Origin of the sequence: Streptomyces sp. NPDC088124 (genome assembly GCF_040685895.1) — a bacterium.
Classification (GTDB): domain Bacteria; phylum Actinomycetota; class Actinomycetes; order Streptomycetales; family Streptomycetaceae; genus Streptomyces.
Window position 1 is genome coordinate 17,061 of sequence record NZ_JBFBJB010000088.1, and the last position, 14,192, is coordinate 31,252.

8 protein-coding genes are annotated in these 14,192 nt (G+C 74.6%); 2 read left to right on the forward strand and 6 right to left on the reverse strand.

The annotated features are described in order from the left end of the window. The first annotated feature begins 202 nt into the window (after positions 1–202). Positions 203–742: a helix-turn-helix domain-containing protein gene (locus tag AB0P17_RS40585; protein ID WP_365819659.1), complete on the forward strand. Its 540-nt coding sequence runs from the start codon at positions 203–205 to the stop codon at positions 740–742. Beyond that, positions 739–2,055, forward strand: a complete 1,317-nt coding sequence (locus AB0P17_RS40590; RefSeq protein ID WP_365819661.1) for an MFS transporter — start codon at positions 739–741, stop codon at positions 2,053–2,055. The genes AB0P17_RS40585 and AB0P17_RS40590 overlap by 4 nt, the downstream gene beginning before the upstream one ends. Here the strand turns inward: AB0P17_RS40590 and AB0P17_RS40595 are convergent. The 6 genes from AB0P17_RS40595 to AB0P17_RS40620 form a co-directional block, all read right to left on the reverse strand. Next, positions 2,024–4,033: a class I SAM-dependent methyltransferase gene (locus AB0P17_RS40595; protein ID WP_365819663.1), complete on the reverse strand. Its 2,010-nt coding sequence runs from the start codon at positions 4,031–4,033 to the stop codon at positions 2,024–2,026. The genes AB0P17_RS40590 and AB0P17_RS40595 overlap by 32 nt on opposite strands. 33 nt (positions 4,034–4,066) lie before the next feature. Further along, complete coding sequence (locus AB0P17_RS40600; protein WP_365819665.1) at positions 4,067–5,392, reverse strand: cytochrome P450; 1,326 nt, start codon at positions 5,390–5,392, stop codon at positions 4,067–4,069. A 221-nt stretch (positions 5,393–5,613) separates the two neighbouring features. Continuing rightward, positions 5,614–9,876 (reverse strand): amino acid adenylation domain-containing protein, encoded by a 4,263-nt coding sequence (locus AB0P17_RS40605; protein WP_365819667.1) that lies wholly within the window; start codon positions 9,874–9,876, stop codon positions 5,614–5,616. Next, complete coding sequence (locus AB0P17_RS40610; RefSeq protein WP_365819669.1) at positions 9,873–10,853, reverse strand: TauD/TfdA family dioxygenase; 981 nt, start codon at positions 10,851–10,853, stop codon at positions 9,873–9,875. Before AB0P17_RS40610 ends, AB0P17_RS40605 begins: the two co-directional genes overlap by 4 nt. Before the next feature lie 28 nt (positions 10,854–10,881). After that, entirely contained in the window at positions 10,882–11,115 is a 234-nt protein-coding gene (locus tag AB0P17_RS40615; protein WP_365819671.1) for an MbtH family NRPS accessory protein, read from the reverse strand. 15 nt (positions 11,116–11,130) lie between these two features. Beyond that, a partial coding sequence (locus AB0P17_RS40620) for an amino acid adenylation domain-containing protein (RefSeq protein WP_365819673.1) occupies positions 11,131–14,192 on the reverse strand: 3,062 nt, incomplete at its 5' end.

Genomic DNA, 14,192 nt, shown 5'->3' on the forward strand with positions numbered 1-14,192 from the left:
GTGATGGGCGTCACTCTCGCTCAGGAGCCGCCATTCACGGAAGTCCCCCGTCGGTGGCCGCGCCAAATCTTGTACGTTGCTCCAAAAGGAGCCGCGCGTTGGAGGCCCCGGCGTGCATGCGTCGCTCCTCCGGCAGGCTCGCCGGGAGCACCCCAAAAGAAGTGTTTGACAGTGCGTCGGCCGGGACCGGATACTCGGGGCCATGTCCGCCGCCGAGAGACGCGCGGAGCTCAGCGGGCTGCGCGCGCTGGCCCATCCGCTGCGCCTGCGCCTGCTGTCCCTGGTCACCGCGCACGCCATGAGCGCCAGCGAGGCCGCCCGCGAGCTGGGCGAGTCGCAGGCGAACGTCAGCTACCACATGCGTCATCTCCACGCCGCCGGCCTGCTGGAGATCGTCGAGGAGGCCTCCGTGCGCGGCGGCCGGGCCAAACGGTACCGCCACAATCCGGCGAGCGGGGAGTCCGTCTCCGCCGGTTCGCCCGACGACTACGCGGGGCTGGCCTCCGCCCTCTCCGAGGAGCTGCAGCGCCGCAGCCGCGAGCGGTTGGCCGGATCGCCGGGGGCGTTCACCGACGCCGAGATGTGGCTGCCCCCCGAGGCGTGGGAGCGGGTGCGGGAACTGGCCGGGGAGCTAGGGGTGATCATGCACGCCGAGGCCCGGCCGCCGGACACACCCGGGACCGTACGTGCCAGCGCGACGCTCATGCTGTTCGAAATGGCCCGGAAGGGGACCGCAGAGTGACCGAGCGAGCTGAGAGGGCCTCCGTTCTGGCGTCCTTACGCCACCGGAACTTCCGCAACCTGGTGTTCGGCCGCACGATGACCCACTGCGCCAACTCCATGGCGCCCATCGCCCTGGCCTTCGCCGTTCTGGACATGACCGGCTCGGCGGTCGACGTCGGGATCGTCGTCGGCTCGCGGTCGATCGCCAACGTCCTCCTCGTGCTCTTCGGCGGCATCCTCGCCGACCGTGTGCCACGGGCCCTCATCCTGCAGGGGTCCAGCCTGTCCGCCGCGACGGTACAGGGGGCGGTCGCGGTGGTGCTGCTCACCGAGTCCGCCTCGCTCGGGGTGCTCATCCTGCTGAGTGTGGTCAACGGCGCGGTGGCGGCCGTGTCGATGCCCGCGTCGGCCTCGCTGGTCCCGCAGACCGTTCCGGCCGGGGAGTTGCGCGCCGCCAATGCCCTGAGCCGTATGGGCGTCAACGCCGGCATGATCGTCGGCGCCTCGGTCGGCGGCATGATCACGGCCGTGTTCAGCCCCGGCTGGGGCATGGCCGCCAACGCCGTCGTGTTCGCGGCAGCCGCCCTCGCCTACCACGGCGTGCGGGTGCCCCGGGCGAAGTCGGCGCCGGACGCGCCCTCCCAGCCGCTGCGCGAACTCCGAGAAGGCTGGACGGAGTTCACCGCACGCACCTGGGTGTGGGTGGTGGTGCTCCAGTTCTTCGTGGTGAACGCCGTGACCGCGGGCGGCATCCAGGTGCTCGGGCCGACCATCGCCAACAGCACGTACGGGCGTACCGCCTGGGGACTGGTGCTGGCCACACAGATGGCCGGCGCGCTCATCGGCGGGTTCCTGGTGGGCCGGTCCCGCTCCCGGCACGCCCTGCGCATCGGCGTGGCCGTGGTGGCCCTCGACGCCCTGCCGCTGATCGCGCTGGCCGAGGCGGCCCCCCTGGCGCTGCTGGTGGTGGCGATGTTCGTCAACGGCCTCGCGCTGGAGCAGTTCGGGGTCGCCTGGGACGTGTCGCTCCAGGAGAACGTCCCGCCCGACCGGCTCGCGCGGGTCTACTCGTACGACATGCTCGGCTCGATCCTCGCCCTGCCCGTCGGTGAGATGACGGCGGGCACCCTCTCCGAGCGCTTCGGCTCGCGCGCGACGCTCCTCGGCGGCGTGTGCCTGGTCCTGTCCGTCACCCTCGCGGCGCTGTGCAGCAAGGACGTCCGGTCACTGACCGTCAAGGGCGGGGTGGTGGGCGGCGAGGTGCCGGAAGCGGCGGTCGCCGCCCCCGGCACCGTCGCGGCTACCGAGCCGACGCGGGATCCGGCGGGGTGAGGACCGCGAGGCCCGGGAGGGTGAAGCGCGCGCCGACCGGGCCGGACGGTTCCGCTCCGGAGCCGGCGGGTACGGACCCCGGCGGCTCCGCCCGGCCGGTGCGGTGGGCGTGGTACGCCGCCACCAGGCCGCGGACGAAAGGCCCCGCGCCCGCCCTGTACGCCCCGGGGCGCCGGGAGACGATGGTGAGCCGGTGCTCCTCGGGACCGAGGACGAACAGCGCCGCCGACTCGTCCGGCAGTTCACCGGTCAGCCGGGGCAGCGATTCCGCGGCGGCGTTGCGGGCCCGCAGCAGCACCGAGGGGCCCATCCGCGCCCGCAGCGCGCTCAGCCACGCTCCCCGGTCCACCCGGCCCGACAGGCGCAGTGAGAGCCCGGCCCGGCCGTCGGGCAGCGGCCGCCATGCCCAGGCGTCCGGCCGCGGGTCGTGCTCCACCGGGAACGGGGCGGGCAGTTGGTCCGCGGCCGGGAGTTCGGGCAGGACGACGATGGCGCCCGGCAGCCGGCCGGCCGGCAGCCGGGCGGCGAGGTGGGCCCTCAGCGCGGCGGCCAGGGGTGCCGTCGGGTCGATGGCCGCGGGCGTGGCGGCGTACTCCGTCAGCCGTCCGGGAGCGGGCGGCCCGGCCGGGCCGTGACCGCCGGGCGGTACCGGGTCGCCCGCGGCGTCCGCCTCGCCTGCCTCGCCTGCCTCGTCCGCCTCGTTTGCCCCGCTCGCCGTCCGTGCTCCGTCCCGCCGGAACACCGCGTCGAGGGCGGTGGGATCGGTCGGTGACCAGGCGACGGTCACGGCGTACCCCAGACGGGCACCGAGTTCCCGCAGGGCGTCCGGTTCGGGCAGCGAGGGCGGCGGTGCGGTGTGGAGCAGCGCCTTCGCGGCGGCGACGCCGGCGCCCGCGTCGAGCGCGCACAGGGCGGCGGCCTCGGCGGCGATCCGGGCGTTCGGGACGGACTCCAGGCGCAGGGCCCCCGCCCCCGCGGGTAGCCCGGTCAGCAGCTCCGCCACCTCCGCGAGCGTCTCCGCGCCCGCACCCCAGCGCACCCGCCGGGCGGAGAAGCCGGCCGTCGGGCGGGCGGTACGCAGCACGACGTCGTACCGGTAGCGCGTCAGCTCGTTGTGCGCCGGCCCTTCCTTGATCTGGAGGTCGACCGCCGTGATCCGTGGGAACACGGCGGGCAGCGCGGTGAAGAACCCGGGGTCGAGGTGGAGCTCCTTGTCCTGGGCCAGGCCGTCGGCGAGGCCGCGCAGCAGCGTGGCCCGGTCCGGCGTCCCGTCGGCGCGGTGGAGCCTGACCGCGCAGTGGAAGCACCGTTCGAGCGCGGCGGTGCGCACATCGCCGAGGAAGAGCGAGCCGTCGGGTGCGGTGAGCGAGAGCGCCCGGCCGATGACGTCGAGCAGATGGCCGTCGTCGGGGAAGTACTGGATGACGGAGTTGAGCACGACGGTGTCGAAGTGCCCGGCCGGCAGTCCGTCGACGACATGGGCGGGAGCACACCGCAGCCGTACCCGCCCGGCGAGCGAGGGGTGCGCGCGCAGCCGGTCGTCGAGCAGCGCGACCGCGCGGGCCGAGTAGTCCGTGGCCCAGTACTCGTCGCAGTGCGGGGCGAGTTCGGCGAGCAGCAGCCCGCTGCCCGCGCCGATCTCCAGCAGACGGCGCGGGCGCAGGGCCAGGACGCGGGCGACCGTCGCGTCGCGCCACTGACGCATCTCGTCCAGGGGGATGGGGCTGCCGTCGTAGGTGCTGAACCAGCCGCCGAAGTGCTCCCCGAGGGGCAGCGGCTCCGGGGCGGCGTACAGGGACTCGAACACCTGATGCCAGTCGGTGAGCTGCTCCGGACGCAGTTCGTCCCCGGTCCAGGCCCGGGGCACCACATACGAGGCGCTGCCGTCAGCGGTCGTCAGGGCCTGGCGTACGCAGGGGTGGTCGAGCAGCGCCGCGTCGATCTCCTGGGACTCCTTGGGCCGGGGAGTCGGTTCCATTCGGTCTCGTTCCGTCCTTCCTTCCGTCCGTCCTCATCTGCCGCTGCCGCTGTCGGCGGCGCCGTCGACAGCCGCCGGGGCGGGCGCCGGACGGGGCCGCAGGGTGGCGCGCAGGCCGTACGGCGCGCGCACGGCCTCCGGCCTCCCGGGTGGGGCGGCGGCCCCCGGGGCGTCGATGTCGTAGTGGGCGAGCAGGGTCGTGATCCCGCAGACCAGCTGGACCATGCCCAGTTGGGCACCGGCGCAGATCCGGGGGCCACCGCCGAAGGGGCGGTAGGCGCGTGGAGCGTGCGCGGGGGTGTCCGCCAGCCAGCGCTCCGGGCGGAACCTCCCGGGCTCGCTCCACCAGCGGTCGTCGTGGTGGAGGAGATAGAGGCTGAACGCCACCCGCTCGCCGGGCTCCAGCCGTACGCCGCCCACGGTGACCGGCCGGACCACGTCCCGCTGGAGCAGCCAGGCGGGGGAGTGGAACCGCAGCACCTCCTTGAGGAACGCCAGACACCGCGGGGCGGCGCCCAACGGGTCCCGGACGATCCCGGTGTACCCGACCGAGGCGATCTCCTCGCGCAGGGCCTCGGCTTCCGCGGGGCGGAGCGCGAGTTCCCGCACCGCCCAGGCGAGAGCCGCGGCGGGGGAGGCCAGGGAGGCGACCAGCAGGGTGCGCATCATGGCCGGCAGCCGGCCGCCCAGCTCCTCCCCTCCCGCGGTCAGCACCTGGAGGAAGTTCCGCGCCGCGGGGTCGTCGGACGGCGCGGAGTGCGCCGCCGCGTCCTCGATCAGCTCGGCCAGCCGCGCGCCGGTCGTGCGGACACGGCGGGCACGGGGCAGCGGGAGCCAGGACGGCAGCAGCCCGGCGGTGGCCGCCCCCGCCAGCAGCGCGCGCAGGTGGTCGGCCGCGGCGCGCGCCAGCCGCTCCCCGTACGGTCCGGCGCACAGGTCCGCGACGGTGCTGCCGCAGAGGTCGAAGAACGTGCCGACCACGTCGATCTCGGAGCCGACGTGGCGCGCGAAATGCGCCTGGAAGGCCGCGGCGACGGACTCGCCGGAGGCCCGCGCCGCCGAGGCCCCGAAGAGATGGGTGCTGTGTGCGCGGGCACTCATCCACGCCTGTCCGCCGGTGACGTCTCCTTCTCCGGTGGCCCCGCCCGCGTCCAGTGCGAAGGCGCCATGGGTGTCGGCGAAAATCTCGTGAATGTGGTCGGGGTGCTGGAAAACGGTCAGGGTATTGCTGAAGCGGAATATGTCCCCGTGTAATCGCAGCTGGCCGCGGAGAAATTCGACGGGATCCTTTTCGAGGGAGCCCGCATTGCGGATCTGCTGGCGCCGGGTGAGCGGGGCCAGCGATCGGATATTTTCCATTTCCGTCTGCTTCCCGTCCGCCGTGCCGGGGGCCCGGCGGTGCCGCGCCAGGCCCCCGGCTTTCATCTCAGGAGGTCAGAGCCAGACGAGCGGGGTATAGGCGACGCGGCGCATCCCCTTGTCGGTGCGGCCCATGACGTGGAGGATCGTCGCCTTCATGCGAGCCATTTCAGCAACTCCTTCGGTGAGGGAAAACCGCCGGTCGGCGATTCGGGATAATGCTAGCGAGGCTGTACTTGGTCGTCCATAAGGGGCGGGGAAATTTCCGAGGTCTCGGATGCCTCGGCCATCTCGGATACCTCGGAGATCTCGCGTATCTCGCGTATCTCCGGGATATCGGCTGCGCCTTCCGGGATTTCCTGTTGCCGCTCGATTTCTGTTCCGCGCAGCGATGTCAGCCAGGACCGTGTTTCCCGCGCGGCCGAGGACACATGAGGCCGGCGCATGACGCTGTGGTGGTCGCCGGGCACCTCCCGGATCGCCAGGCCCTCGCCGAGCACCGGCCGCCACGGCTCCCGGCGCCCGTCGGCCCGCTCGGCACGGCAGGCCAGATAGAGCGCCGGTCCCCGATGCGGTGTGACGCGGTGCCGGGACAGCGCCTTCACGTGGGTTCGGAAGACCTCCAGCCGCGCTCGCAGCCGGTCGGGCTCCGTCTCCTCGCCCAGCACGCCGCGCCGACGCGCCCAGGCCAGCAGCGCGGTCACGTCGGGCCACTTCCCGTCGGGTATGTGCTCGGTCAGCCCCGCCCCCGCGGCCAGATGGGCGCCGAACTCGGCGAGAGGGTCGGCGACATCGAACTCGGGGCCGGGCACCGTGCTGTCGATGAGCACCACCGGGGGCGGCCCACTGCCCGCGATCCGCAGCAGACGCGCCATCTCCACCGCGACCACCCCGCCCATCGACCACCCCACCAGCGCCGCCGGCCGGTCGATGCCCTCCTGACGCAGCAACGTCAGATAGTGGGCGGCCATCTCGGGTACGGACTCCGGCGGACGCGGGCCGGGTACGGGATCGAGGCCCGGCGCGACGACTCCGAGGACGGGGAAGCCGGCGCCGAGGGCGGTGGCGAACTCGGCGTACCCGAGGATGTCCCCGCCCACCGGAGGCAGACAGACCACGGGCGCCCGGCCGGAGCCCTCCCGCAGGACCGTCACGCGCGCCGCCCCCGGTGTCTCCGGCGCCCCCTGGGCAGGCGCCGCCGTCAGCAGCCCCGCGTACCGTTCCACGGTCGGCGCCTCGAACAAGGCGGTCGGGGCCAGCCGCGCACCGGCCTCCCGGTTCAGGCGGCCGACCGCCCGCAGCGCCGTCAGGGAGTTGCCGCCCAGCACGAAGAAGTCGTCCGCCAGGCGCAGCCCCTCGCGCCCGAGCACCTCGCCCCAGACCTCGGCGACCAGACGCTGCTCCGCCGTGCTCGGCGGCGGCGAGTCCGGCCGGCCGGCCGGTGTCCCCGGGTCGGGCAGCGCCCGCCGGTCGGTCTTCCCGCTGGCCGTCAGCGGGAGGGCGGGCACCACCACGTACTGCGACGGCACCAGGTGTGCGGGGAGTCGCGAGCGCAGCGCCGTGGCCAGCGCACGGGGGGCGAGCGTCTCCGGACCCGCCACATACGCCACGAGCCGGGCCTCGGGGCCCGTCCCGTGCACCGTGACGGCCGCGCCGCGCACACCGGGCGAGCGCAGCAGGGCGTGCTCGATCTCGCCGGGCTCGATCCGCAGGCCGTGCAGCTTGATCTGGTGGTCCACGCGGCCGAGATGCTCCAGCTCCCCGTCGGGACGCAGCCGGACGAGGTCCCCGGTGCGGTAGATCCGGCCGCCGGGCTCCGCCGCGAACGCGTCGGGCAGGAAGTGAGCCGCGGTGAGCGCGGGCCGGCCGAGATAGCCACGCGCCAGCCCCGTACCGGTGAGGTACAGCTCGCCCACCGCGCCCTCGGGCAGCGGACCGCCGCGCTCGTCGAGCACGTACGCGGCACAGCCGTCCACCGGCCGGCCGATCGCGGGCCGGGCCGTCTCCGGCGGCACCTCGCTCCAGGTGGAGTAGACGGTGTCCTCGCTCGGCCCGTACAGGTTGACGACGCGTCGCACCCGCCCGCTCGCGTGCACCGCCCTGGCCAGCGCCGCGGGCAGCGGCTCGCCGGCGAGATTCACCGTGCGGACGGTCACGGGCAGGGAGTGCTCCAGCAGATGGTCCTGGAGGAGGCTGGGGACGGTATTGACCAGGGTGACCGGCGGGCCGCCGTCCGGCGGCGCGGACAACCCGGCCAGAGCGTCGGCGAGCACCACGGTGCCGCCCCCCGCCAGCGGCACGAACAGCTCGAAGACGGAGATGTCGAACGAGAGCGGCGTGGCCGCCAGCACGCCCGCCAACTCCCGCGCCGTGTACGTCCGCAGCGCCCACTCGACCATCGCGACGATGCCGCGGTGGTCGACCGCCACACCCTTGGGGCGGCCGGTCGAACCCGAGGTGTAGAGCACATAGGCGAGGTCCCCGGGGCCGACCCGGGGAGCACCTCGCCGCTGCTCCGGCTCGCGGGACACCGACGGGTCCGCACCGCTCACGTCGACCCGTACCGTGCGCACCCCGGCCGTGCGGAAGGTGTCCTGCCCCGCATCCTGACCGGTGACCACGAGCCGCACACCGCAGTCCTCCAGCACCCAGGCCAGCCGCCCGGCGGGCAGGGCGGTGTCGAGCGGTACGTAGGCCGCTCCGGCCATGAGGACGCCCAGCACGGCGACGGGCAGCCGAGCGCTCCGCTCCAGATGGATCCCGACCCGGTCACCTCGTCCGACGCCGAGCGCCACGAGCCGGTCGCCGAACGCGCGGGCCCTGTCGCGCAGTTGCCCGTACGTCAGCCGCTCCGCGCCCGCCGCCAGGGCGAGGGCGTCCGGGGTGCGCTCCGCCTGCCGCACCACCAGGTCGCACACGGTGGCCCCGGGCGGGCCGCCGGGGGCGGCGCCCCGCAGGGCGGCGGGACGGTCCGCCGCCCCCAGCCCGGACAGAGCGCGCCCGGTGCCGTGGCCGGCGACCGTGGTGAGGACGGCGACGACATGGTCCAGCAGACGCCGCGCCGTCGCCTCCGCGAAGCGTTCCCCGGCGAGGCTCAGACGCAGGGCCAGGCTGCCGTCCGACCGCTCGCTCACCCACAGATCCACGTCGAACCGGGAGCCGCCGCCGGGCGGTGTGATCTCCTCACCCGGCACGCCGCCCAGCGCCACCGGGTGCTCCGTGAAGCCCTCGACGGACAGGAACGCCTGGAAGAGCGGATTGCGTCCCGGCACCCGCCGCGCGCCCGTCGCGTCCACCAGGACGTCGAAGGGCACGTCCTGGTGGGCGTAGGCGTCCAGCGCCGTGCGCCGCGTGCGCGACAGCAGCCCGCTGAACGTCTCCGCCCCCGCCGGCGCGCTGCGCAGCACGACGGTGTTCACGAACAGCCCCACCGTGCCCTCGCCCTCCTGGCGGTGGCGACCGGAGACGGGCGATCCGACCAGCACGTCCTGCTGCCCCGTGAACCGGTGCAGGGTCAGGGAGTACGCCGCCAGCAGCACCATGAAGAGCGTGGCGCCCTCGGCGCTGCCGCGCTCCCGCAGCCGCCCGGCGGTCCGCACCGGCAGCTCCGCGGCGGCTCCCACGGCCCGGCCTCCTCCGTCAGAGCCGCCTCCTCCGTCAGACCCGTCTGCCGCGCTTGATCCGTCTGCCGCGCCCGGCGCGTCCGCACGGTCGGCGGGCAGCGTGAGGAGTTCGGGGGCGCCCGCCAACTGCTCCCGCCAGTAGGCGATCTGCCGCGCGGCCTCCGGGCCGTCCAGCCACCTACGCTGCCAGGCGGCGTGGTGCGCGTAACGGTACCCGCCCGCCACCGGCGGCGCCGCCCGCCGCCCGGCCGCCTCGGCGTCGTAGAGCGCGGCCAGATCGGCGAGGAGGATCTCCAGCGACCAGCCGTCGGCGACACTGTGGTGCAGCGTCAGCACCAGCACCGTGGCCTCCCGCGTGAGCAGGATCCCGGCGCGCACCAGCGGCCCCCCGTCGAGACGGAAGGGGGCGTCCGCCGCCGCCTCCACGCGCCGCCGTACCTCCCTCGCCTCCTCCTCCGGCGACGCCGCCCCGCGCAGGTCGGTCACGGGACACCGCAGCGGCTCCCCGGAGGGCAGCTGGACCGGCACCCCGTCGATCTCGGTGTACCGCATGCGCAACATCTCGTGCCGCTCGACCAGCGCCCGCAGCGCCCGGCGTAGCGCCTCGGTCTCCACCGGCCCGCGGAAGCGGTACGCCAGCGGGATGGTGTAGGCGGCCCGGCCGGGCGTCAGCTGTTCCATGAACCACATGCGCCGCTGCGCCGCGGTCAGCAGGACCTCGTCACGGAGCCGCTCGTCGCCCCGGACCCGGGCGAGGAACGCGCTCCGGCGCTCCGGCGGGAGGAGCGAGAGGCGCTCGAAGGGGCCCCCGGCGGACGGGCGCGCGCCCTCCGCCGTCCGGGGCCGTCCGGTGTCCGTCACCGGTCGCCGACGAGCACGTGCCGGGTGTCCTTGCTCCAGGCGGACCAGCAGCGGTCCAGGTCCCTGCTGACGCTGATGCGCTTCAGCCAGCGGTCCCTGCCGTCGTACCGGGCGGCGAAGGGCCGGCGCCCGTGCACGGCGCTGCGGTTGTCCACCAGCAGCATGTCGCCCGGCGCCAGCGCCACCTGGCGCAGGGAAGCCTCCACCGTGTCGTAGAACCTCCGCAGCACCTCACCCAGCCGGTCGTCCTCCGGGGGCTCCAGGAAGTACGGGTCCACGCACGCGTACGGTCGTTCGCGCGGCCCGAAGAGCACCGGACGGCGCTCCGCCCCGTCCCCCGTCACGCCGTGGGAGTGGTCGGGGAGCTGGCGGAACCTCGGCTCGAAGAGCACGTCGAAGGCCGGATCGCCCAGGTCCCAGTCGGCCGCGCAGCTCACCGTCGTGGCGGCGGCCGTGGGGTTGCGCAGGCACAGCAGGCCGACGTAGTCGGGCCGGAACGCGTGGAAGGCGTCCTCCGTGTGCCACCAGATCGGCTCCTGGCTGGCGAAGTTGATCTGGGTGTTCTCGTACTCCCGCATCGGCAGTACGTCGTGCACCACCGCGCCGTCCTGCTGGCTCCGCCAGCCGAAGACCTCGCCGAGCAGGGAGCCGATCAGCACCGCCTGGATCTCCTGGCGGCGGGTGCGGTCGCGGGCCGGCCCGTCACCCCACGACGCGGGGGTGGAGCCGACGGCGGTGTCGTCCACCGCCAGGCCGTGGACGAGGGCGTAGGCGGCCGGGCCGTCCTGCCACAGTGTTCCCAGCGCCCGGCGCAGCCGCAACGGCAGTTCGTGCGCGGCCACCGGGGCCTCGCGGCAGACGTCGTACGGCGCCGACGCGGGCACCTCGCCGGCCAGCCGGGACGTGACGTCCTCCAGCACCTGGCGCTCGGCATCCGTCAGAGTCAGCTCGATGCCGGGGGCCTCCGATGCGCTCATGCCCTCCCTCTCGGGCGGGCCGGCCGGCTCAGGCATGGTCTCCTCCGCTCGATGCCAGGGCGTCGCGTACCGACTTCGGGCGCATATCGGTCCAGTGCTCCTCGATATAGGCCAGGCAGGCGGCTTTGTCCCTCGCCTCTCCCACGGTCCGCCAGCCGTCGGGAACGGGGCGGCCGACCGGCCAGACCGAGTACTGTTCCTCGTCGTTGACCACCACGAAGCAGGCGTTCTCCACGCCCTCGTCGGTGTCCGTCTTCTCCATGGAGCCGTTCCTCCCTCACTCGCGCCGTTCCGCGCCGGGCTCACCGGCGGGGCCCAGCAGTTCGTCGAGCAGCATGTCCAGCCGCGCGGGACCCGCGCCGTCCTCCGCGGCGCCCGCCTCGTCCCGCGCCGTGCCCTCCCCGGCCTCGGCCCGGGCCACGAGCCCGGCGAGGCCCGCGACGGTGGGGTCGCCGAAGAAGTCAGTGAAGGGGACGGTGACCGAGAACTCCTCCCGGATCTGCGTCAGCAGCCGTGCCACCAGCAGGGAGCTGCCGCCCAGCCGGAAGAAGTCCTCGTCGCGTCCCACCGCCTCCGTGCCGAGGACGCCCGCGAACCGCAGGGCGGCGCGCCGCTCCCGCTCGCCGCGCGGCGCGACACGCTCCCCGCCGTTCCGCCGGGCGGAGCCGAAGCGGGGCTCCGGCAGCCTTCGTTGGTCGACCTTGCCGTTGACCGTCAGCGGGAACTTCTCCAGCAGGACGTACGCGGCGGGCACCATGTACGCGGGCAGTCGTGCCCGCAGATGCTCCCGCAGCCCCTCCTCGTCCGGGTCCGTCCCGGGCAGCGGGGTCGCGTACGCCACGAGCCGCCGGTCGGCGGACCGCTCGCCCCACACCCGGACGAAGGCGGTGCCCACCTCCGGGTGTTCCTCCAGCACCGTGCGCACCTCGCCGAGTTCCACGCGGTAGCCGCGGATCTTCACCTGGTCGTCGGCGCGGCCGAGGAATTCGAGGGTGCCGTCGGGCCGGTACCGCGCCTGGTCGCCGGTCCGGTACAGGCGGGCGCCCGGCTCGCCGGAGAACGGGTCGGGCACGAAGGCGGCGGCGGTGGCGGAGGGCATGCCGAGGTAGCCGTGGGCCAGGCCGGCGCCGCCGACGCACAGCTCTCCGGTGACCCCGACGGGCACCGGGCGCCCCCACATGTCCAGGAGATACACCCGGGACGCGGTGACGGGCCGTCCGATCGGCGCCCAGGCGGGCCAGTCGGCCGGATCGCGGGGGAGGGTGTGCGCCGTGGTGACATGGGTCTCCGAAGGCCCGTACTCGTTGTGCAGCCGTCCGTCCGGCAGGCCGGCGAACAGATGGCGGAGGTCGTCCGTGACGACGAGCTGTTCCGATCCGGAGATCACCGTCCGCAGGCCGGCCGGGAGCACGCCGCCCGCCCGGTGCCCCTCGGCCATCTGCTGGAGCGCCGCCGCGGGGATGAAGAGCCGCTCCACGCGCAGCGCGGTGAGCAGCTCCGCCAGGCCGTGGACGTCGCGCCGCTGGTCCTCCGAGATGAGGACGAGCGTCCCGCCGCCCGCGAAGGTGGAGAAGATCTCCTGGAACGAGACGTCGAAGCTCAGCGAGGCGAACTGGAGGGTCCGCTGCTCCGGCGGCACCGGAGCGTAGCGCTCCAGCTGCCAGCCGACGAGGTTGCTCACCGCGCGGTGCGGCATACAGATGCCCTTGGGACGGCCGGTGGAGCCCGAGGTGTACGTCACGTACGCCACCGCGTCCGCCGGGATCAGGGGCGCCGGGCCGGGGGCGGCGGATGCCCGCTCGGTGGCCTCGGCGACGTCCAGGAGGCGCCCCGTGGCCGGCGGCAGCGCGGCGCGGGTGTGCGCGTCGACGAGCACCACGGGGGCGGCCGTGTCCTCAAGGATCATGGCGAGGCGTTCCGCCGGGTGGTCGAGATCGAGGGGGACGTACGCGGCGCCCGCCTTCAGTACCCCGAGGACGGCGGCGACCATGGCGGGGGAACGCCGCACCGCCACGGCGACGAAGTCACCCGGCCGCACGGACGCCTCGCGCAGCGCGTGGGCCACCGCCTCCGCCAGGCGGTCGAGTTCGCCGTAGGTCACGCGCCGGCCGTCCTGCTCCAGTGCCGTACGGCCGGGCTCGGACGCCGCCCGGCGCTCGAACCACCGGTGTGCGAGCGGGACGGGGGAGGGCGCGGTCCCGGTGTCGTTCCAGCGGCGCAGGACGAGGTCGCGTTCGGCGGCGTCGAGCAGGTCGTGGTCGCCGACCGGGGTGTCGGGGGAGGCGGCGAGGGCGTCGGCGAGGCGGGCCAGCCGGCCGGCCATCCGCTCCATCGTGTCCCGGTCGAACATCGACGCGTCGTACTCAAGGGTCAGCCGCGTGCCACCGTCCCCGCCCCCGGTGCCCGTGGCGAACAGCGCCAGGTCGAACTTGGCGTCGCCGCCCCCGGCCGGGATCTCCCGGCAGGTGACGCCCGCCAGCTCCAGGGCGTCCACACCTTCGCCCTCGGCGGCGAACCACACCTGGAACAGGGGGTGACGGACGTCCTGCCGGGGCGGGTCCACGGCCTCGACGACCGCGTCGTAGGGAGCGGCGCCATGGGCGTGGGCCCCCACGAGGGCGTCGGAGGTCTCCGACAGCAATCGCCGGAAGGAGGCGCGGGGCGGCACCGCGAGCCGCAGCGCGAACGTGTTGAGGAAGAAGCCGACCGTCCGGTGGGTCTCGGGCCGGTCGCGCAGTGTGGCCGGGGTCCCGACCACCATGTCCCGCTCCCCGGTGACCCGGTGCAGCAGGGCCGCCCACACCGTGAGCAGCACCGTGAACGGGGAACAGCCCTCCGCGCGGCCGAGCTCCAGCAGCGCGCCGAGCGCGGCGGGACGGGCGGGGACGCGGACATGGGCCGCCGGGGCGTCCCCGGGCGGACCGGAGACCGGCAGGTCCATGCGGCGGGGAGCGTCCCCCAACCGCTCGGCCCAGTACCGCACCTGGGCCTCCGTCATCTCCCGCCGCTCGCACTCCCGTTCCGCCCACTCCAGGTACGAGGGGCCGGGATCGCCTCCCGTCCCGTCGCCGCCGGCCACGGCGGACCGGTAGAGCGCGGCAAGATCGGTCAGGAGGATCCCCAGGGACCAGTCGTCGACGAGGATGTGGTGCACCACCATGCCGAGCGTCCAGCGGCGTCCGGGGTGCCGATAGAGCGTCAGCCGTACCGGTGGCGCCTGCGCCAGGTCGAACGGCTTGCCGGACCGCTCCGCCAGCGCCGCCGCCGTCACCGCCGCGCGCGAGCGCGCCGAGGCGGCGTCGTCGGACAGCGGCAAGAACCTCGACGTCGTCCTCATGG

Excerpts from the sequence above, each read along its gene's own strand:
- AB0P17_RS40585 (WP_365819659.1), top strand. The coding sequence starts at position 203 with ATGTCCGCCGCCGAGAGACGCGCGGAGCTCAGCGGGCTGCGCGCGCTG.
- AB0P17_RS40595 (WP_365819663.1), bottom strand. The coding sequence starts at position 4,033 with ATGGAACCGACTCCCCGGCCCAAGGAGTCCCAGGAGATCGACGCGGCG.
- AB0P17_RS40600 (WP_365819665.1), bottom strand. The coding sequence starts at position 5,392 with ATGGAAAATATCCGATCGCTGGCCCCGCTCACCCGGCGCCAGCAGATC.
- AB0P17_RS40610 (WP_365819669.1), bottom strand. The coding sequence starts at position 10,853 with ATGAGCGCATCGGAGGCCCCCGGCATCGAGCTGACTCTGACGGATGCC.
- AB0P17_RS40615 (WP_365819671.1), bottom strand. The coding sequence starts at position 11,115 with ATGGAGAAGACGGACACCGACGAGGGCGTGGAGAACGCCTGCTTCGTG.